12 protein-coding genes and 3 rRNA genes are annotated in these 19,866 nt (G+C 67.4%); 3 read left to right on the top strand and 12 right to left on the bottom strand.

All coding sequences use genetic code 11. From position 1 onward, the window contains the following. Positions 1-92 precede the first annotated feature (92 nt). The 3 genes from rrf to ABD946_RS20450 form a co-directional block, all read right to left on the bottom strand. A 5S ribosomal RNA gene (rrf, locus tag ABD946_RS20460) occupies positions 93-209 on the bottom strand. Between the two features lie 86 nt (positions 210-295). Then, a 23S ribosomal RNA gene (locus ABD946_RS20455) occupies positions 296-3,417 on the bottom strand. 282 nt (positions 3,418-3,699) lie between these two features. Beyond that, positions 3,700-5,221 (bottom strand): 16S ribosomal RNA (locus ABD946_RS20450). Together the 16S, 23S and 5S rRNA genes form the textbook arrangement of a ribosomal RNA operon. A gap of 655 nt (positions 5,222-5,876) precedes the next feature. Between ABD946_RS20450 and ABD946_RS20445 the strand changes: the two genes are divergently transcribed. Then, positions 5,877-6,602 carry a DUF4166 domain-containing protein gene (locus ABD946_RS20445; protein ID WP_345285610.1) on the top strand — a complete coding sequence of 242 codons (726 nt, stop codon included), beginning with the start codon at positions 5,877-5,879 and terminating at the stop codon, positions 6,600-6,602. A gap of 121 nt (positions 6,603-6,723) precedes the next feature. After that, complete coding sequence (locus ABD946_RS20440; protein ID WP_345285608.1) at positions 6,724-7,368, top strand: TetR/AcrR family transcriptional regulator; 645 nt, start codon at positions 6,724-6,726, stop codon at positions 7,366-7,368. A gap of 83 nt (positions 7,369-7,451) precedes the next feature. Here the strand turns inward: ABD946_RS20440 and ABD946_RS20435 are convergent, their stop codons facing one another. The 9 genes from ABD946_RS20435 to ABD946_RS20395 form a co-directional block, all read right to left on the bottom strand. Beyond that, complete coding sequence (locus ABD946_RS20435) at positions 7,452-8,984, bottom strand: CoA-acylating methylmalonate-semialdehyde dehydrogenase (RefSeq protein ID WP_345285606.1); 1,533 nt, start codon at positions 8,982-8,984, stop codon at positions 7,452-7,454. Between the two features lie 102 nt (positions 8,985-9,086). After that, on the bottom strand, positions 9,087-9,533 hold the full coding sequence (locus ABD946_RS20430) for a hypothetical protein (protein ID WP_345285604.1): 447 nt from the start codon (positions 9,531-9,533) through the stop codon (positions 9,087-9,089). 226 nt (positions 9,534-9,759) lie between these two features. Next, positions 9,760-10,527, bottom strand: coding sequence for a CDP-alcohol phosphatidyltransferase family protein (locus ABD946_RS20425; RefSeq protein ID WP_345285602.1), 768 nt, complete (start codon positions 10,525-10,527; stop codon positions 9,760-9,762). A 127-nt stretch (positions 10,528-10,654) separates the two neighbouring features. Continuing rightward, the gene (locus ABD946_RS20420) at positions 10,655-12,049 is read right to left on the bottom strand and encodes an NAD(P)/FAD-dependent oxidoreductase (RefSeq protein WP_345285600.1); all 1,395 of its coding nucleotides are present in this window, start codon (positions 12,047-12,049) and stop codon (positions 10,655-10,657) included. 69 nt (positions 12,050-12,118) lie between these two features. Further along, positions 12,119-12,922, bottom strand: a complete 804-nt coding sequence (locus ABD946_RS20415; protein WP_345285599.1) for an ABC transporter permease — start codon at positions 12,920-12,922, stop codon at positions 12,119-12,121. After that, positions 12,922-13,845 (bottom strand): ABC transporter permease, encoded by a 924-nt coding sequence (locus ABD946_RS20410; protein WP_345285597.1) that lies wholly within the window; start codon positions 13,843-13,845, stop codon positions 12,922-12,924. The genes ABD946_RS20415 and ABD946_RS20410 overlap by 1 nt, the downstream gene beginning before the upstream one ends. Next, on the bottom strand, positions 13,842-14,987 hold the full coding sequence (locus tag ABD946_RS20405; RefSeq protein ID WP_345285595.1) for an ABC transporter ATP-binding protein: 1,146 nt from the start codon (positions 14,985-14,987) through the stop codon (positions 13,842-13,844). Before ABD946_RS20405 ends, ABD946_RS20410 begins: the two co-directional genes overlap by 4 nt. Before the next feature lie 45 nt (positions 14,988-15,032). Beyond that, complete coding sequence (locus ABD946_RS20400) at positions 15,033-16,283, bottom strand: polyamine ABC transporter substrate-binding protein (protein ID WP_345285593.1); 1,251 nt, start codon at positions 16,281-16,283, stop codon at positions 15,033-15,035. A gap of 42 nt (positions 16,284-16,325) precedes the next feature. Continuing rightward, the gene (locus ABD946_RS20395) at positions 16,326-17,840 is read right to left on the bottom strand and encodes a gamma-aminobutyraldehyde dehydrogenase (protein WP_345285591.1); all 1,515 of its coding nucleotides are present in this window, start codon (positions 17,838-17,840) and stop codon (positions 16,326-16,328) included. A gap of 324 nt (positions 17,841-18,164) precedes the next feature. Between ABD946_RS20395 and ABD946_RS20390 the strand changes: the two genes are divergently transcribed. Then, the gene (locus tag ABD946_RS20390) at positions 18,165-19,820 is read left to right on the top strand and encodes a PucR family transcriptional regulator (RefSeq protein ID WP_345285589.1); all 1,656 of its coding nucleotides are present in this window, start codon (positions 18,165-18,167) and stop codon (positions 19,818-19,820) included. Positions 19,821-19,866: the final 46 nt, after the last annotated feature.

Genomic DNA, 19,866 nt, shown 5'->3' with positions numbered 1-19,866 from the left:
GTGCTAGGTCCACCCTTCCCGCCGAGGTGATCCGGCCCGAAAAAGCAGAAAGCCCCCGCCGGGTGACCCGGCGAGGGCTTTCTTGAATGATTGTTCGGCGGCGTCCTACTCTCCCACAGGGTCCCCCCTGCAGTACCATCGGCGCTGTGAGGCTTAGCTTCCGGGTTCGGAATGTAACCGGGCGTTTCCCTCACGCTATGACCACCGAAACACTATGAAACTGTCAACCGCACCACGTCGTCTTCTCATGACGTGGGGTCGTTGTTTCAGAACAACACAGTGGACGCGAGCAACTGAGGACAAGCCCTCGGCCTATTAGTACCGGTCAGCTCCACCCCTTACAGGGCTTCCACATCCGGCCTATCAACCCAGTCGTCTACTGGGAGCCTTACCCTCTCAAGGAGGTGGGAGTGCTCATCTCGAAGCAGGCTTCCCGCTTAGATGCTTTCAGCGGTTATCCCTCCCGAACGTAGCCAACCAGCCATGCCCTTGGCAGGACAACTGGCACACCAGAGGTTCGTCCGTCCCGGTCCTCTCGTACTAGGGACAGCCCTTCTCAACACTCCTACGCGCACAGCGGATAGGGACCGAACTGTCTCACGACGTTCTAAACCCAGCTCGCGTACCGCTTTAATGGGCGAACAGCCCAACCCTTGGGACCTACTCCAGCCCCAGGATGCGACGAGCCGACATCGAGGTGCCAAACCATCCCGTCGATATGGACTCTTGGGGAAGATCAGCCTGTTATCCCCGGGGTACCTTTTATCCGTTGAGCGACGGCGCTTCCACAAGCCACCGCCGGATCACTAGTCCCGACTTTCGTCCCTGCTCGACCCGTCGGTCTCACAGTCAAGCTCCCTTGTGCACTTACACTCAACACCTGATTGCCAACCAGGCTGAGGGAACCTTTGGGCGCCTCCGTTACTCTTTAGGAGGCAACCGCCCCAGTTAAACTACCCACCAGACACTGTCCCTGATCCGGATCACGGACCCAGGTTAGACATCCAGCACGACCAGAGTGGTATTTCAACGACGACTCCACCCAAACTGGCGTTTGGGTTTCAAAGTCTCCCACCTATCCTACACAAGCCGAACCGAACACCAATATCAAGCTATAGTAAAGGTCCCGGGGTCTTTCCGTCCTGCTGCGCGAAACGAGCATCTTTACTCGTAATGCAATTTCACCGGGCCTATGGTTGAGACAGTCGAGAAGTCGTTACGCCATTCGTGCAGGTCGGAACTTACCCGACAAGGAATTTCGCTACCTTAGGATGGTTATAGTTACCACCGCCGTTTACTGGCGCTTAAGTTCTCAGCTTCGCCTAGCCGAAACTAGACTAACCGGTCCCCTTAACGTTCCAGCACCGGGCAGGCGTCAGTCCGTATACATCGCCTTACGGCTTCGCACGGACCTGTGTTTTTAGTAAACAGTCGCTTCTCGCTGGTCTCTGCGGCCAGCCCCAGCTCAAGGAGCAAATCCCATCACCAGTTCCGGCCCCCCTTCTCCCGAAGTTACGGGGGCATTTTGCCGAGTTCCTTAACCATAGTTCACCCGAACGCCTCGGTATTCTCTACCTGACCACCTGAGTCGGTTTGGGGTACGGGCCGCCATGAAACTCGCTAGAGGCTTTTCTCGACAGCATAGGATCATCCACTTCACCACAATCGGCTCGGCATCAGGTCTCAGACTATGTGTGAGGCGGATTTGCCTACCTCACGTCCTACACCCTTACCCCGGGACAACCACCGCCCGGGCTGGACTACCTTCCTGCGTCACCCCATCGCTCAGCTACTACCACCTTGGTTCGACGGCTCCACCACTCCCCTTTGCCCGAAGGCTCCGGGGCGGCTTCACGGTCTTAGCATCAGAAGGTTCGCCGTTGGCGCTTCAAAGCGGGTACGGGAATATCAACCCGTTGTCCATCGACTACGCCTGTCGGCCTCGCCTTAGGTCCCGACTTACCCTGGGCAGATCAGCTTGACCCAGGAACCCTTGGTCAATCGGCGCAAGAGTTTCCCACTCTTGTATCGCTACTCATGCCTGCATTCTCACTCGTGAACCGTCCACAACTGGATTCCTCCGCTGCTTCACCCGGCACACGACGCTCCCCTACCCATCACAGCAGGCGTTGGCCCTATTGCTGCAATGACACGACTTCGGCGGTGTACTTGAGCCCCGCTACATTGTCGGCGCGGAATCACTTGACCAGTGAGCTATTACGCACTCTTTCAAGGGTGGCTGCTTCTAAGCCAACCTCCTGGTTGTCTCTGCGACTCCACATCCTTTCCCACTTAGCACACGCTTAGGGGCCTTAGTCGGTGTTCTGGGCTGTTTCCCTCTCGACCATGGAGCTTATCCCCCACAGTCTCACTGCCACGCTCTCACTTACCGGCATTCGGAGTTTGGCTAAGGTCAGTAACCCGGTGAGGCCCATCGCCTATCCAGTGCTCTACCTCCGGCAAGAAACACGTGACGCTGCACCTAAATGCATTTCGGGGAGAACCAGCTATCACGGAGTTTGATTGGCCTTTCACCCCTAACCACAGGTCATCCCCCAGGTTTTCAACCCTGGTGGGTTCGGTCCTCCACGAAGTCTTACCTCCGCTTCAACCTGCCCATGGCTAGATCACTCCGCTTCGGGTCTTGGGCATGCAACTCAACCGCCCTATTCGGACTCGCTTTCGCTACGGCTACCCCACACGGGTTAACCTCGCTACACACCGCAAACTCGCAGGCTCATTCTTCAAAAGGCACGCAGTCACGAGATGCACAGCAAGCTGCACATCCGACGCTCCCACGGCTTGTAGGCACACGGTTTCAGGTACTATTTCACTCCGCTCCCGCGGTACTTTTCACCATTCCCTCACGGTACTATCCGCTATCGGTCACTAGGGAATATTTAGGCTTAGCGGGTGGTCCCGCCAGATTCACACGGGATTTCTCGGGCCCCGTGCTACTTGGGAGAAGCTCAAGCGAGCCGCACAGATTTCGTCTACGGGGGTCTTACCCTCTACGCCGGACCTTTCGCATGTCCTTCGACTATCCATACGGTTTCTGACTCGCCCAGCCGCCGGCAGACGACTGAAGAACTTTCCCACGACCCCACGATGGCAACCCCTGCCGGGTCTCACACCAACGCGGTTTAGCCTCATCCGGTTTCGCTCGCCACTACTCCCGGAATCACGGTTGTTTTCTCTTCCTGAGGGTACTGAGATGTTTCACTTCCCCTCGTTCCCTCCACACACCCTATGTGTTCAGGTGCGGGTGACAGCCCATGACGACTGCCGGGTTTCCCCATTCGGAAACCCCCGGATCAAAGCCTGGTTGACGGCTCCCCGGGGACTATCGTGGCCTCCCACGTCCTTCATCGGTTCCTAGTGCCAAGGCATCCACCGTGCGCCCTTAAAAACTTGGCCACAGATGCTCGCGTCCACTGTGCAGTTCTCAAACAACGACCAGACACCCAAACTCAACGCTCCCTTACGGGGGCGCCTCGCATGAGGCCGGCATCTCTGAAGCAACAACCTCACGGCCGTTCCCTCAGGACCCAACAACGTGCCCGACACACACAAAGCCTTGTCCCGTTTCCACGCCGAAGCAGTACTAAGAAACACTCTCTGTGCGTGCCGAATAGTCAACGTTCCACCCATGAGCAACCGTGTGAGACATTCGCTCACATCCGGCTATGTGCTCCTTAGAAAGGAGGTGATCCAGCCGCACCTTCCGGTACGGCTACCTTGTTACGACTTCGTCCCAATCGCTGGTCCCACCTTCGACGGCTCCCTCCCAAGGGTTAGGCCACCGGCTTCGGGTGTTACCGACTTTCGTGACGTGACGGGCGGTGTGTACAAGGCCCGGGAACGTATTCACCGCAGCATGCTGATCTGCGATTACTAGCAACTCCAACTTCATGGGGTCGAGTTGCAGACCCCAATCCGAACTGAGGCCGGCTTTTTGGGATTCGCTCCGCCTCGCGGCATCGCAGCCCTTTGTACCGACCATTGTAGCACGTGTGCAGCCCAAGACATAAGGGGCATGATGATTTGACGTCGTCCCCACCTTCCTCCGAGTTGACCCCGGCAGTCTCCTGTGAGTCCCCATCACCCCGAAAGGCATGCTGGCAACACAGAACAAGGGTTGCGCTCGTTGCGGGACTTAACCCAACATCTCACGACACGAGCTGACGACAACCATGCACCACCTGTATACCGACCACAAGGGGGCGCCCATCTCTGGACGTTTCCGGCATATGTCAAGCCTTGGTAAGGTTCTTCGCGTTGCGTCGAATTAAGCCACATGCTCCGCTGCTTGTGCGGGCCCCCGTCAATTCCTTTGAGTTTTAGCCTTGCGGCCGTACTCCCCAGGCGGGGAACTTAATGCGTTAGCTGCGGCACCGACGACGTGGAATGTCGCCAACACCTAGTTCCCAACGTTTACGGCGTGGACTACCAGGGTATCTAATCCTGTTCGCTCCCCACGCTTTCGCTCCTCAGCGTCAGTAATGGCCCAGAGATCCGCCTTCGCCACCGGTGTTCCTCCTGATATCTGCGCATTTCACCGCTACACCAGGAATTCCGATCTCCCCTACCACACTCAAGCCTGCCCGTATCGAATGCAGACCCGGGGTTAAGCCCCGGGCTTTCACACCCGACGTGACAAGCCGCCTACGAGCTCTTTACGCCCAATAATTCCGGACAACGCTCGCACCCTACGTATTACCGCGGCTGCTGGCACGTAGTTAGCCGGTGCTTCTTCTGCAGGTACCGTCACTTGCGCTTCTTCCCTGCTGAAAGAGGTTTACAACCCGAAGGCCGTCATCCCTCACGCGGCGTCGCTGCATCAGGCTTTCGCCCATTGTGCAATATTCCCCACTGCTGCCTCCCGTAGGAGTCTGGGCCGTGTCTCAGTCCCAGTGTGGCCGGTCGCCCTCTCAGGCCGGCTACCCGTCGTCGCCTTGGTAGGCCATTACCCCACCAACAAGCTGATAGGCCGCGGGATCATCCTGCACCGCCGGAGCTTTCCACCTTCAACCATGCGGAAGAAGGTCATATCCGGTATTAGACCCAGTTTCCCGGGCTTGTCCCAGAGTGCAGGGCAGATTTCCCACGTGTTACTCACCCGTTCGCCACTGATCCACCCCGAAGGGCTTCACCGTTCGACTTGCATGTGTTAAGCACGCCGCCAGCGTTCGTCCTGAGCCAGGATCAAACTCTCCGTGAATGTCTGCGGGTAATCCCGCAAGCACCCGCGTTGAGCGGCACGGCAACCACCGGAATAGGGCGGCCCCGCGCACTGCGTCCTCGCTAGTGTTTACTACATAAAGGAATCTCCAACCCCACCGAACGGTGAGGCCGGGGATGTCAACATATCTGGCGTTGACTTTTGGCACGCTGTTGAGTTCTCAAGGAACGGTGGCTTCCTTCGGTCCGCCTTCCAGCGGGCCCTCCGGGCGCTTCGTTCTTTCGTGTTTCAAGCTTATCAGACGCTTTCGTCCGACTCGCTTCCGTCTTCTGCGACCTGACGGCCTGTCCGACGTTTCAAACTCTAGCCGATCCCCGCTCCGAAAAGCGAATCCAGCCGCAATCCATATAAACGCACACAGCAAATAGACCCGGCCCGTAAAAAGCACAGACCAGTTCCGAGCAGAAGTGGTGTTCCAAGGATTGGCCGCCCCGGGACCGTCCACACAGAACGCGTGTCCGGTGCTCCCTGCCGAGCGACTAGAGAACACTACCTTCGTCGCCACCCGAAGGCAAACATCCTCCAAGAGCCCTGTTCGACACCCTCTTGAGCGATCGCTCAAGCTCTGCCACCATGGCGCCACCGCCTTGAGCGATCGCTCAAACCGCAACCGCCGGCCTGCCCAGGAGTACCCGTGCCTCAGATCGCCACCGCCACCACCACGACCGCCTCCACCGCCCGCGCGTCGATATTCCGGAGCGCCCTCGGCTCGGACTTCGACCGGCTGCACCCCGAACTCCAGCGTCGCTTCGGGTTCTCCAGTCGGGACGGGATCGCCTGCATCGGCACCGGCCGGATGGACCGGGTGTGGCACGGGTCCCGCCTGGTGAAGCAGGCCCTCCGACTGGGGAGCGGCTGCAACATCCTTTTTCCGGAGAGCGGGCGCGACGTCGCCTTCACCATCGCGAACTACGCGTACCGGGACGGGTACGGCCGGGAGACGGTCACCTTCGTCCGGACCTTCCAGTTCACCCGTCCCCGCCGGTTCGACGCGACGATGATCGCCTCCGAGCGACCGAACACGGTCATCGACTACCTGGGGACGCACCAGCACCTGGCGGTCGACCTGGAATTGCAGGTGACTCCGGCCGGCGGGTTGGTGATCACCTCGGGCGACCAGCGGGTGTCGGCGCTGCCGGGCTCGCCGCGGTGCCCGGGGGTGCTGACGGGGCGGGCCCGGGTGCACGAGTGGTTCGACGAGGAGGCGGAGCGGTTCCGGATCGAGGTGAGGGTGACCAATCCGGTGGTCGGTGCGGTGATGGGGTACCAGGGGTCGTTCACCACCGAGTACGTGGACGTCGCGGACCGCGCGGGGGTGCCGACGTACGTGCGGCCGGTACGGGAGCAGTGGCGGAGTTGAGGGCACGGGAACGGGCACGGGGAGGAGCGAGGACGGCGGGGAGGGCGGGGGAAGCGATGCGAGTCAGCGCGCCTGAACGGGCCTCGGGCCGCCCGGGGCGGCTCCCACTACGCTGCTCGGCATGAGCGACACGCGTGAGCGACTGATGGAAGCGGCCGTCTCCGCGATCAGGCGGCACGGGATCGCGGGCGTCTCGGCGCGAAGCATCGCCACCGAGGCGGGGGCCAACCAGGCGCTGGTCTTCTACCACTTCAAGACGGTCGAGGGACTGCTCGCCGCCGCCGCGCTCCGTGAGACCGGTCTGCGGCTCGAGCGCTACCGGCCGCGGCTCGAACAGGCCGGCTCGCTGCGCGAGCTCCTCCGGCTCGGCCGGGAGCTGCACGAGGAGGAGCGGGACCGGGGGAACGTGGCACTGCTGGGGCACTTCCTCGCGGGGGCCGCCGCCTACCCGGCACTGGCGACCGCTTCGGCGGAGGCGCTCGGGCTGTGGAGTGCGGAGGTCGAGCGGGTGCTGACGCGGATCTTCCTGGGCCACCCCCTGGCGGAGGTCCTCGACGTACCGGGGCTGGCCAAGGCCGTCTCCGCCTCCTTCGTCGGTCTGGAGCTGTACGAGGGGGTGGATCCTGACGGGGCATCGGCCGCCTTCGACGCGCTGGACCGGATGGGCGCGCTGGTGGAGGTGGTGGACGGGCTCGGGCCGGTGGCCGCGCGCGCGTTCAAGGCCACGCTTCGGCGCAGCTCCGCCCGGACGGGTCGCGAGGGCTGAGGCCGGCAGCAGGTGACACGACGGCGGCCCGCCCCCACTGTGGGGGCGGGCCGCCGTCGTGTCACCTGGTCACCGCACTCCGGTCAGGAGTTGGTGGGGAAGCCCAGGTTGATGCCGCCGTGCGAGGGGTCCAGCCAGCGCGAGGTGACGGCCTTGCCGCGGGTGAAGAACTGGACGCCGTCCGGGCCGTAGGCGTGGGTGTCGCCGAAGAGCGAGGCCTTCCAGCCGCCGAAGGAGTAGTAGGCGACCGGGACCGGGATCGGCACGTTGATGCCGACCATGCCGACCTCGACCTCGTGCTGGAAGCGTCGGGCGGCGCCACCGTCGTTGGTGAAGATGGCGGTGCCGTTGCCGTACGGGTTGCTGTTGATGAGCGCCAGGCCCTCCTCGTAGGAGGAGACCCGGACCACCGAGAGCACCGGGCCGAAGATCTCGTCGTTGTAGACGGACATGCCGGGCTTGACGTGGTCGAACAGGGTGGGGCCGAGCCAGAAGCCGTCGGCCGTGGGGGTACCGGCGGTGTCCGTCTCGGAGATCGCGTGCTTGCGGCCGTCCACGGCGAGCTCGGCGCCGTCGGCGAGGCCGGACTCGACGTAGGAGGTGACCTTGTCGCGGTGCTGGCCGGTGACCAGCGGGCCCATCTCGCTGTCGCCGTTGCAGCCCGGGCCGACCTTGAGGGTGGCCATCCGCTGCTTGATCTTCTCGACCAGCTCGTCGCCGATCGGGTCGACCGCGACCAGGACCGAGACGGCCATGCAGCGCTCGCCGGCCGCGCCGAAGCCGGCGTTGATGGCGGCGTCGGCGCTCAGGTCGAGGTCGGCGTCGGGGAGGACCAGCATGTGGTTCTTGGCGCCGCCGAGGGCCTGGACGCGCTTGCCGTAGCGGGTGCCGGTCTCGTAGACGTAGCGGGCGATCGGGGTGGAGCCGACGAAGCTGACGGCCTTGACGTCCGGGTGCTCCAGCAGGCGGTCGACGGCCACCTTGTCACCGTGCACGACGTTGAAGACGCCGTCGGGGAGACCGGCCTCCTTCCACATCTGGGCGATGAAGTTGGCCGCGGACGGGTCCTTCTCGGAGGGCTTGAGGATGACGGTGTTGCCGGCCGCGATGGCGATCGGGAAGAACCACATCGGCACCATGGCCGGGAAGTTGAACGGGGAGATGATGGCGACCGGGCCGAGCGCCTGGCGGATCGAGTAGACGTCGATGCCGGTGGAGGCCTGCTCGGTGAAGCCGCCCTTGACGAGCTGCGGGATGCCACAGGCGTACTCGACGACCTCCTGGCCGCGGGCCAGCTCGCCGAGCGCGTCGGAGTGCACCTTGCCGTGCTCGGCCACGATGATCGACGCGAGCTCGTCCTTGCGGGCGTTGAACAGCTCGCGGAACGCGAACAGCACCTGGGTGCGCTTGGCGATCGAGGCGTGACGCCACTCGTCGAAGGCGGAGGCGGCCGCCGCGACGGCCTGGTCCACCTCCTCGATCCCGGCGAAGTCGACCTGACCGGTGACCAGGCCGGTGGCCGGGTCGAAGATGTCGCCGCGCCGAGGGGCGGAGCCGGCGGTGGCGACGGGAGCGCCGTCGATCCAGTGAATGATGTGCTTGCTCAAGGTCCTCATGCCTCCGAAGTCCGATCACGGGGCTACCGCGCTCGTCCTCCAGTCTGCTGACCGATCGGGCCCGTCTCAACGAACAGGCTGACGGGGAATGGAGATTCAGCCTTACAGGTCGTCATGCACGCGGGGCTGACGCGTCAGTGCGGCGGCCTCGTGCAGCGCCAGCTCCAGCAGCACCGGGTCGGTCAGCCGGCCGGAGCCGTCCGGCGGGGTCAGCCAGCGGAGCCCGCTGCCGCCGCCCGCCGGGTGCGGCAGGGCGACCCGGGTGCCGTAGCCGGCGGCCCGGACGCTCGTGCCGACCCACCGGGCGGCGGTGCCGACGGGCACCAGGAAGCCGACCCGGGCGTCGCCGAACTCGGCGAAGGCCGGGCCGCCCACCTCGGCGAGCATCCGGTGGGCCGCCCGGCCGAGCGGGCCGGGGACCAGCAGGACGTCCCAGACGCGGCCGGCGGGCAGCGGCATGACGCCGCGGCCGCCGCGTTCCCACTCCGCCCGGCAGGCCGCCGGGTCGTCGGCCGCCGACACCAGCCAGTCCAGCGGGGTGGTCTCCATCGTGCGCTCCTCGGTGCTCCGGACATCCGTCAGGAGTGAGAGAGGGGCGCGAGCGCCGGGTCTTACACGCCTCCCCCTCGCCGACCCACAAGAGCCGACCCACAAGAGCCGACCCCGGAGAGCCACCTCGGAGGGGACGGCGCGAAGGGACGGCGCGAGGGGGACGGCGCGAAGGGACGGCGCGAGGGGGACGGAGCGAGGGGGACGGAGCGAGGGGGACGGACGGTCAGCGCAGCCGGGAGGAGGCCAGGATCGAGGCGAGGTGGGCGGGCACCATCACCCAGGTGACGGCGGCGAGCAGCGCGACCGCCGCCCGCGTGGGGGTGAGGTCGCCGGTCACCGTGTCGGCCACGGCGGCGGCGAGCAGCAGCAGCGAGGCCTCGATGCCGTTGGTGAGCCGGTGCAGCTTGAAGGCGGAGGCGAGCCGTCGCAGGGTGGCGACGCCCTGGGAGCGCGGCTGGGCGGCGGCGTCCTCGGCGACGGAGAGGCCGCTGCGGGCCCGGGCCACGTCCACCAGGTCGGTGGAGGCCTTGAGCAGCACCACGCCCAGGGCGGTGGCGAAGCCGATCGTGGACCACGCCCCGAAGTCGTTCTGGCCGGCCCGGAAGCCGGCCCCGGCGAGCAGCGCGGCGTCGGCCAGGTAGGCGCCGAGCCGGTCGACGTAGACGCCGGCGGTGGAGAACTGGCGCTTCCAGCGGGCGACTTCGCCGTCCACGCAGTCGAAGAGCAGGAAGCCCTGGAAGAGCACGGCGGCCAGCAGCGGGCCGGCCAGGCCGGGGATCAGCAGGGCGGCTCCGGCACCGACGCCGCAGACCACCATCAGCCAGGTGAGGGTGTTGGGGCTGACCCGGGTGCGGACCAGCTGGCGGGTGACGCGCAGGGAGATCCCGCGCATGTAGAGCCGGCCGGCCCAGTGCTCGCCGTTGCGGAGGGCGAGTTTGGCGGCGGGCTGGCAGACCTCGCGCAGGTCGGCCAGGGCGGGGGCGGGGGCCATGGTGGCTCCTTCGGAACGGACGCAGCGTCCAGGGGCGGGACGGCGCCAGGCTAGAGCAGGCCCGCAGCACGCCGGAGGGGCACCCCGCCGAAGCGGGGTGCCCCTCGCCGCACGCGCGGACGGACCGTCAGCTGTCGAAGCCCAGGCCCAGCTTGTCGAGCGTGCGCAGCCAGAGGTTGCGGTGTCCGCCCTGCCGGTCGGAGCGGTCCAGCGACCACTTGGTGATCTCGATCCCGGCCCAGCGCACCGGCTCGGGCGGGAAGGGCAGCGGCTTGCTGCGCACCATCTCCAGCGAGGTCCGCTCGGTCAGCTCGCCCGCGAGCAGGTCGAGCATCACCTCGGCGCCGTACCGGGTGGCGCCGACGCCGAGGCCGGTGAACCCGGCGGCGTACGCGACCCGGCCCTTGTAGGCGGTGTCGAAGAACGCCGAGAAGCGGGTGCAGGTGTCGATCGCGCCGCCCCAGGCGTGGGTGAAGCGGATGCCGTCCAGCTGGGGGAAGGTCTGGAAGAACTGCCGCGACAGGGTGCGGAAGGTCTCCGGGCGCTGGTCGTGCTCCGACTGCACCTTGCTGCCGAAGTGGTAGATGGTGTCGTAGCCGCCCCAGAGGATCCGGTTGTCCGCGGAGAGCCGGAAGTAGTGGAACTTGTTGGCGCTGTCGCTGAGCCCCTGCCGGCCGGTCCAGCCGATCGAGGCGAGCTGCTCGTCGGTGAGCGGTTCGGTCATCAGGGCGTAGTCGTACACCGGGACGATGTACGGGCGGACCCGCTTGACCAGCGAGGGGAACACGTTGGTGCCGAGCGCGACCTTGCGCGCGAAGACCCGCCCGTACGGGGTGCGGACGGCCATGCCGCTGCCGTGCTCGGCGAGCGAGAGGCCCTTGGTGCGCTCGAAGATCCGCACGCCCTGGGAGAGGCAGGCGTCCTTGAGGCCCCAGGCCAGCTTGGCCGGGTGGAGCATGGCCACGCCGTCCTTGTCCCACAGGCCGCCCAGGAAGGTGGGCGAGTCGACCTGCTCGCGCAGGGCGTCGGCGTCCAGGAAGGTGAGGTCGGTGCCGTACTCGGCGACCGCCTCGGCCACCTCGCGCAGTTCGGCGAGCTGGTGCGGCTGGGTGGCGATGTCGATCTCGCCGGTCCGCTCCCACTCGCAGTCGATGGAGTAGCGCTTGAGGGTGTCCTCGATGGCCTGGAGGTTGGCCATGCCCTGGCGCTCCAGCTCGGCCAGTTCGCCGGGCCAGCGCTGGAGGCCGTTGCCGAATCCGTGGGTGAGGCTGGCGGCGCAGAACCCGCCGTTGCGCCCGGACGCCGCCCAGCCGATCTCGTGACCCTCGATCAGCACCACGTCGAGCGAGGGGTCCCGCTCCTTGGCGATCAGCGCGGTCCACAGGCCGGAGTAGCCGCCGCCCACGACCAGCAGGTCGCACCGGGTGTCGCCGACCAGGGCCGCGAGGGCCTCCGGCCGACCCGGGTCCTCGAGCCAGAACGGGGTGGGACGGGCGTCACTGAGAGCACGGGCAGAGTCCATCTGCCTATCAGCTACTTTCTGCGGATTGACGGCATTTCAGAGCGTACACAGCAGGGTGTGTACAGAGTGTCAGGCTCGCGCCTTCCTGCGGTTGCCGACCCACTGGCCGGCCACCGTCAGGACGACGGCGGCGATGAACATCGCGGTGCCGATCACGTTGACCTGCACCGGGATGCCTCGCTGCGAGGCGCCCCAGACGAACATCGGGAAGGTGACCGTGGTCGGTCCCGAGTTGAACTGGGTGATGATGAAGTCGTCGAAGGAGAGCGCGAAGCTGAGCAGCGCGCCGGCCGCGATGCCGGGGGCGGCGAGCGGCAGGGTGATCTTGAGGAAGGTCTGGAACGGGGTGGCGTAGAGGTCCTGGGCGGCCTGCTCCAGGCGCGGGTCCATGCTCATCACGCGGGCCTTGACCGCCGTCACCACGAAGCTGAGGCAGAACATGATGTGCGCGATCAGGATCGTGGTGAAGCCGAACGGGATCCGCATGTTGAGGAACAGGGTGCCCAATGAGGCCGCCATGACCACCTCGGGCATGGCCATCGGCAGGAAGATCAGGCCGGTCGCGGTGCCCTTGCCGCGGAAGCGGTAGCGGGCCAGCGCGAACGCGACCATGGTGCCGAGCACGGTGGCGCCGACGGTGGCCAGCACGGCGATCTGCAGCGAGAGCGAGAGCGAGCCGCACATGTCGGCCACGCCGCAGGGGTCGGTCCAGGCGTCGGTGGAGAACTGGTTCCACTCGTAGTTGAACTTGCCCGCGGGCTTGTTGAACGAGAAGGCCAGCACGACCAGGTTGGGCAGGATCAGGTAGGCCAGGGCGGCGAGCCCGGCCAGGGTGACCAGGTTGCGGCGCAGCCACTTCACGGGACGGTTCATCAGACCAGTTCCTCCGTCCCGGCCTTGCGCATGTAGACCGTCACCAGACCCAGGATCAGGGCCATCAGGATGAAGCTCAGCGCGGCGGCCGTGGGGTAGTCCAGCACGTTCAGGAACTGCTTCTGGATCGCGTTGCCGATCATCTGCTCGCTCGGCGAGCCGAGCAGCTGGGCGTTGATGTAGTCGCCGGAGGCGGGGATGAAGGTGAGCATGGTGCCCGCCACCACGCCCGGCAGCGAGATCGGGAAGGTGACCTTGCGGAAGGTGGTGAACGGCTTGGCGTACAGGTCGCCGGCCGCCTCGTGCAGCCTGGGGTCGATCCGCTCCAGCGAGGTGTAGAGCGGCAGGATCATGAACGGCAGGAAGTTGTACGTCAGGCCGCAGATCACCGCGAGCGGGGTGGCCAGCAGGCGCTGCCCCGTCGTCAGCCCGACGGCGTCGGTGATGCTCAGCAGGTGCAGCGAGTTGAGCACCGAGACCACCGGGCCGCCGTCCGAGAGGATGGTCTTCCAGGCCAGGGTGCGGATCAGGAAGCTGGTGAAGAACGGCGCGATCACCAGGATCAGGATGACGTTGCGCCAGCGCTTGGAGGCCTTGAAGGCGATGGTGTACGCCAGCGGGTAGCCGATCGCCAGGCAGAGCAGGGTGGCGACCCCGGCGTAGCCGAACGAGCGCAGGTAGTGCCACTTGTACTCGCTGAGCGCGTCCCAGTAGGTGGAGAAGTGCCAGGTGAGCTTGAAGCCCTGCTCCAGCGAGCCGGTCTGCAGCGAGGTGGAGGCCTGGTAGACCATCGGCACCACGAAGAAGACCACCAGCCAGGCCAGGCCGGGCAGCAGCAGCCAGTAGGCCGTCAGCTTCCGCTTGGCGGGGCGCTCCTGAAGGGGTATCACCTGGGGCGGTGCCGCCTCGGTGGTGCTGGTCACGCCGCCTCCTCCCCGGTGCCCGCGTCGATCGCCTGGTCGGCGTCGAGGCCGAAGGAGTGCGCCGGGTTCCAGTGCAGGACGACCTCGGCACCGGGGGTGATCCGGACGTCGCGGTCCATGTTCTGCTCGAAGACGGCGATCTCCTGGCCGCTGGCGGTGCGCACCACGTACTGGGTGGAGACGCCGATGAAGGCGGAGTCCAGCACGGTGCCGGTGAGCCGGTTGCGGCCCTCGGCGACCTCGGTGCCGGCCGTCTCGATGGTGATCTTCTCGGGGCGCACGCCCAGGTGGACCCGGCCGGCCGCGGTGGTGCAGCGGGCCTCGGGCAGCGCGAGCCGGGCGCCGTCGGCGTCCAGCAGCACCGAGCCGTCGGAGCGGCCGCTGACCTGGGCGGGGATCAGGTTGGACTGCCCGAGGAAGTTGGCCACGAAGGTGGTGGCGGGGTTCTCGTAGAGGTCGGCGGGGGCACCGAGCTGCTCGACCCGGCCGCCGTTCATCACCGCGATGGTGTCGGCCATGGTCATGGCCTCCTCCTGGTCGTGGGTGACGTGCACGAAGGTGATGCCGACCTCGGTCTGGATCCGCTTGAGCTCCAGCTGCATCTGGCGGCGCAGCTTGAGGTCGAGGGCGCCGAGCGGCTCGTCGAGCAGCAGCACCTGAGGGTGGTTGATCAGCGCGCGGGCGACCGCGACGCGCTGCTGCTGGCCGCCGGAGAGCTGGTGCGGCTTGCGCCGGGCCATCGGGCCGAGCTCGACCAGCTCCAGCATCTCCTCGACCTGCTTCTTGACGTCCTTCTTGCCGCGGCGGCGCAGGCCGAAGGCGACGTTCTCGAAGATGTCCAGGTGCGGGAAGAGCGCGTAGCTCTGGAAGACCGTGTTCACCGGCCGCTTGTACGGGGGCAGCGCGGTGACGTCCTGACCCCCGATCAGCACGGTGCCGCTGGTGGGCTCCTCCAGACCCGCGATCATCCGCAGGGTGGTGGTCTTGCCGCAGCCGGAGGCACCGAGCAGGGCGAAGAAGGAGCCCTGCGGGACGGTCAGGTCCAGCGGATGGACGGCGGTGAAGGCGCCGTAGGTCTTGCCGATGCCGGTGAGGCGTACGTCGCCGCCGGCCGTCGCCGCCTCGCGCAGCTGCTTGGTCATGGGGGGTCTCTCTGTCGGGTGTTCAGAAGGCCGAGTGGGGTGGGGTCAGGCGCCGATCAACTTGGAGAACTTCTCCTCGAAGGCGGTCTCCTCGGCCTCGGTCAGGCTGCGGAAGGTGTGCACCTTCGCGGCCATCTCCGGGGTCGGGATCACCAGGGGGTTCTCGGCCGCCTCGGGGGCGATCTTGGCGAGCTCGGCCTGCACCCCGGTGACCGGGGAGACGTAGCTGATGCCCGCCGTGAGCTGCGCCGCGACGGTCTGCTGATAGTAGAAGTTGATCAGCAGCTCGGCGTTCTTCTTGTGCTGGGCCCTGGCCGGGACCAGCAGGTTGTCGGTGGAGGCCAGGTAGCCGTCGGCCGGGATCACGAACTCGATGTCGGGGTTGTCGGCCTTCAGCTGGATCAGGTCGCCGCCCCAGGCGATGCAGGCCGCGATGTCCCCGGAGGAGAGCTCCTGGCCGTAGTCGTTGCCGGTGAACTTGCGGATCTGCTTGGAGTCCACGGCCTTCTGGACCCGGGCCACGGCGGCGTCGAAGTCGTCCGCGGTGAACTTCTCCGGGCTCTTGCCGAGCGAGAGCAGCACCATCCCGATGGTGTCGCGCATCTCCGACAGGAAGGTCACCCGGCCCTTGAGCTCGGGGTCGTCCAGCAGCTGGGCGACGGAGGTGACCTCCTTCCCCTTGGTCGCCTTCTTGTTGTAGGCGATCACCGTCTGGATGCTGGTCCAGGGGTAGGTGTACTGGCGGCCCGGGTCCCAGTCGGGGGCGCGGAAGCGGGCCTCCAGGTTGGTCAGCGCGTTGGTCAGGTTGGCCGGGTTGAGCTTCTGCGCCCAGCCGAGCCGGATCAGTCGGCCGGCCATCCAGTCGGTGAGCACCACCAGGTCCCGGCCGGTGTCCTGACCCGCCGCCAGCTGCGGCTTGACCTTGCCGAAGAACTCGACGTTGTCGTTGACGTCCTCGGTGTACTTCACCTTGACGCCGGTGGCGGCGGTGAAGGCGTCCAGGGTCGGCCGCTTCGCCTCGTCGTTGGGGTCGACGTCGACGTAGAGCGGCCAGTTGGAGAAGTTCAGCACCTTGTCGGTGTCCGAGGCGTCCGGGGCTGCGGACTCCTTCCCCTCGGCGGAGCCGGTCTTCGCCGGGGGTATCCCGCAGGCCGTCAGGCCGCCCGCCCCGGCCAGCAGGGCGGTGGCCTGCAGCAGCCGACGGCGCGTCAGCGCCGCCCGGCCGCCCAGGAGGCTCCGTTCCCAGGCCCTGCGGACCGGCTCGGACAGGCCGTCGGTGATCTCGTTGAACTCCATGCTGGGGACACCCTCCGGGGGAAGAGGCGGAGCAGACGGGGATTATCTGTCTCCGAAGACCGTGCGGTGCCAGTCCTTCCTGGCGACCGCGGTGGTGTCGAACATGACGTGCTTGACCTGCGTGTACTCGTCCAGCGAGTACTGGGACATGTCCTTGCCGTAGCCGGAGGCCTTGTAGCCGCCGTGCGGCATCTCGCTGATGATCGGGATGTGGTCGTTGACCCAGACGCACCCGGCCTTGATCTCCCGGGTGGCCCGCAGCGAGCGGTGGACGTTGGTGGTCCAGGCGGAGGCGGCCAGGCCGTACGGGGTGTCGTTGGCCAGCCGCAGGCCCTCCTCGTCGGAGTCGAACGGGAGCACCACCAGGACCGGGCCGAAGATCTCGCCCTGCACCACCTCGCTGTCCTGCGGGGCGCCGGTGATCAGGGTCGGCAGGAAGTAGGCGCCGACGCTCAGGTCGGTGCCGTCGTGGCCGAGCACCCGGGCCGGGCCGCCGGTGACCACGGTGGCGTACGAGCGGGCGCGCTCGACGAAGCCGGCCACCCGGTCGCGGTGCGCGTACGAGACCAGCGGGCCGAGGTCGGTGGCCGGGTTCAGCGGGTCGCCGATCCGGACCTGCCCGTACAGCTCGGCCACCCCGGCGACGAAGGCGTCGTACAGCGGGCGCTGCACGTAGGCGCGGGTGGCGGCGGTGCAGTCCTGGCCGGAGTTGATCAGCGAGGCGGCCACCGCGCCGTGCACGGCGGCGTCCAGGTCGGCGTCGTCGAAGACCACGAACGGGGCCTTGCCGCCGAGCTCCAGGTGGGTGCGCTTGACGCCCGCGACGGCCAGCTCGGCCACCCGCTTGCCGACCGGGGTGGAGCCGGTGAAGGAGACCATCGCGACGTCCGGGTGCGAGACCAGGTGCTCGCCCGCGGTGCGGCCGGCGCCGGTGACCACGTTGACCACGCCGTCCGGGATGCCCGCCTCGGTGCAGGCCCGGGCGAACATCAGCGAGGTCAGCGGGGTCAGCTCGGCCGGCTTGAGCACGATGGTGTTGCCCGCCGCGATGGCCGGCAGGACCTTCCACGCGGCCATCTGCAGCGGGTAGTTCCACGGCGAGATGGAGCCGACCACGCCGATCGCCTCGCGGCGCACGTAGGAGGTGTGGTCGCCGGAGTACTCGCCGGCCGCCTTGCCCTCCAGGTTGCGGGCCGCGCCGGCGAAGAAGGAGGTGTTGTCGACCGTGCCGGGCACGTCGAACTCGGTGGAGAGCTTGATCGGCTTGCCGGTCTGCGAGGTCTCCACCCGGGCGAAGTCCTCGGCGTGCTCCGCCAGCACCGCGGCCAGCTTCAGCAGCGCCTCGGACCGGGCGCCGGGGGTGGCGGCCGACCACTCCGGGAGCGCGGCCTTCGCGGCGGCGACGGCGGTGTCCACGTCCCCGGTCGAGGCCAGGGTGACGGTCTGTACGGTCTTCCCGATGGCCGGGTTGACGACCTGGAAGGGTTCGCTGCCGGTGCCCTCGGTGAGCCGTCCGGCGATGTACTGCGCACCCGCGCCGAAGTCGGTCAGATCCATCGTTGTCCTCCAGGTACCCGGTGAGTCGGCCAGGGATCAGCGGGGTCCGGCGATCCTGACACCCGCCCGTTGCCCCTACAAGGGAATCCGCCGTTGCGTTCTGGTTACGCGACGGAATCCGGGGGCAACACCGCATTCATGCCACGACCCGGGGAGAGGGTCGGTGCTGCCGACCCGCTGACCTTGCCTCCTCACCCGGAAGGGTGACAAGCCTCACTCCGACAGCCTCCGCCGCAGAGGCCTTACAGGGTGGAAAGGCGACAGGTCGTCCGGCCGATGCATGATTCACCTGACACCCTGACGCCCCCACCGGAAGGTGCCGCCGTGCTCCCCACCGTCGCCCGCGTGCTCGACCTCGACGTGATGCGGCGCGGCCTGCCCCAGGTCGTGGCCGGAGCCGAACACCTGGAACGCCCCGTCCGCTGGGTGCACGTCAGCGAGCTCCCCGACGTGGCCGGCATGCTCCAGGGCGGGGAACTCGTCCTCACCACCGGCATCGCCCTGCCCGAGGACCGCGACGGCCTGGCCCGCTACGTCCGCGAGCTCACCGAGATCGGCGCCGCCGGCCTGGTCGTCGAGTTCGGCCGCCGCTACTTCGACACCCTCCCCCGCGCCCTGGTGCACGCCGCCGAGCAGCGCGGCCTCCCCCTCATCGCGCTCCGCCGCGAACTGCGCTTCGTCGCCGTCACCGAGGCCGTGCACGCCCTCGTCGTCAACGCCCAGCTGGAACAGCTGCGCACCTCCGAGGCCGTCCACCAGGTATTCAACGAGCTCGCCACCGAAGGCGCCGAACCCGGCGAGGTGGTCCGCCAGGTCGCCCGGATGGCCGGCGCGCCCGTCGTGCTGGAGAACCTCGCCCACCAGGTGCTGGCCCACGACACCGCCGGCCGCCCGGAGAGCGAACTGCTGGAGGGCTGGGAGCGCCGCTCCCGCGGCGTCCACCCCACCGGCCGCACCGGCCACGACCCGCGCAGCGGCTGGCTGGTCACCACCGTCGGCGCCCGCGGCCAGGACTGGGGCCGCCTCGTCCTGGTCGCCGACCCCGGCCCGCTGCCCGCCGACACCCCCCACCCGCACGCCATGCTGCTGGAGCGCGGCGCCGCCACCCTGGCCCTGAACCGGCTGGTGGTCCGCGACCGCGAGTCGCTGGAACGGCAGACCCATCGCACCCTGCTCTCCGGCATCCTCACCCACGCCCTGACGGTCAGTGAGGTCGCCCTGCGGGCCGCCGCCCTGGGCGTCCCGCTGGACGGGCGGCGGCTGGTCGGCGTGGTCCTGCGGCAGCGGCGCGGGCCGATCCCCGCGGCCCTGGAGGCCCAGGCCCGGCTGCGCGACTTCACCGAACTCGCCGCCACGGCGGTGCGGAGCAGCCGGCTCTCGGCGCTGGTCGGCGCGCTGGACGACGAGGGCGTCGGGCTGCTGATCGCCCTCGGCTCCGGGCAGGACGAGCACACGGCACTGGAGTCCTTCGCGGCGGCGCTGCGCAAGCTCGTCGCCGAGGGCGCTCGTGACGCCGCGTCACCCGTCCCCGAGCCCGTGATCGCGGTCGGCTCCTCGGTCGGGTCGGTCCGGGACGCGCGGCGCACCCTGCTCGAAGCCACCCAGGTCGCGGACGCCGCCCTGCACGACGCCCCCGGCGGACGGGCCGCCTCCTACTACCGGCTGCCGGACGTGCGACTGCGCGGCCTGCTCCACCTGCTCCGCGACGACGCCCGGCTGCAGACGTACGTCGAGCGGGAGCTCGGGCCCCTGCTCGCGTACGACGCCGAGCACGGCGGGCAGCTGGTCCAGCTGCTGCGGATCTACCTGGAGCAGGGCCGCAACAAGTCCGCCGCCGCCGACGCCGCCCACCTCTCCCGGCCGTCCTTCTACGACCGCCTCCACAAGGTCGAACGCATCCTCGCCGTCGACCTCGACCAGGTGGAGTCCTGCCTCTCCCTGCACGTCGCCCTGCTCGCCCTGGACGCCGTCCGAAGGTGACGCGCCCTGGGGTGCCGAAGGCACACCCGGGGGCGCGGGGAACTGC

Source organism: Kitasatospora albolonga (genome assembly GCF_039535905.1).
In the GTDB taxonomy this organism is placed as follows: Bacteria; Actinomycetota; Actinomycetes; order Streptomycetales; family Streptomycetaceae; genus Kitasatospora; species Kitasatospora albolonga.
This window is presented reverse-complemented; position numbering and strand designations above follow the sequence as displayed.

Coding starts and splice junctions, on each gene's coding strand:
- ABD946_RS20400 (WP_345285593.1), bottom strand. CDS start 16,283: ATGGAGTTCAACGAGATCACCGACGGCCTGTCCGAGCCGGTCCGCAGG.
- ABD946_RS20425 (WP_345285602.1), bottom strand. CDS start 10,527: ATGGCCCCCGCCCCCGCCCTGGCCGACCTGCGCGAGGTCTGCCAGCCC.
- ABD946_RS20430 (WP_345285604.1), bottom strand. CDS start 9,533: ATGGAGACCACCCCGCTGGACTGGCTGGTGTCGGCGGCCGACGACCCG.
- ABD946_RS20435 (WP_345285606.1), bottom strand. CDS start 8,984: ATGAGGACCTTGAGCAAGCACATCATTCACTGGATCGACGGCGCTCCC.
- ABD946_RS20395 (WP_345285591.1), bottom strand. CDS start 17,840: ATGGATCTGACCGACTTCGGCGCGGGTGCGCAGTACATCGCCGGACGG.
- ABD946_RS20405 (WP_345285595.1), bottom strand. CDS start 14,987: ATGACCAAGCAGCTGCGCGAGGCGGCGACGGCCGGCGGCGACGTACGC.
- ABD946_RS20420 (WP_345285600.1), bottom strand. CDS start 12,049: ATGGACTCTGCCCGTGCTCTCAGTGACGCCCGTCCCACCCCGTTCTGG.
- ABD946_RS20415 (WP_345285599.1), bottom strand. CDS start 12,922: ATGAACCGTCCCGTGAAGTGGCTGCGCCGCAACCTGGTCACCCTGGCC.
- ABD946_RS20440 (WP_345285608.1), top strand. CDS start 6,724: ATGAGCGACACGCGTGAGCGACTGATGGAAGCGGCCGTCTCCGCGATC.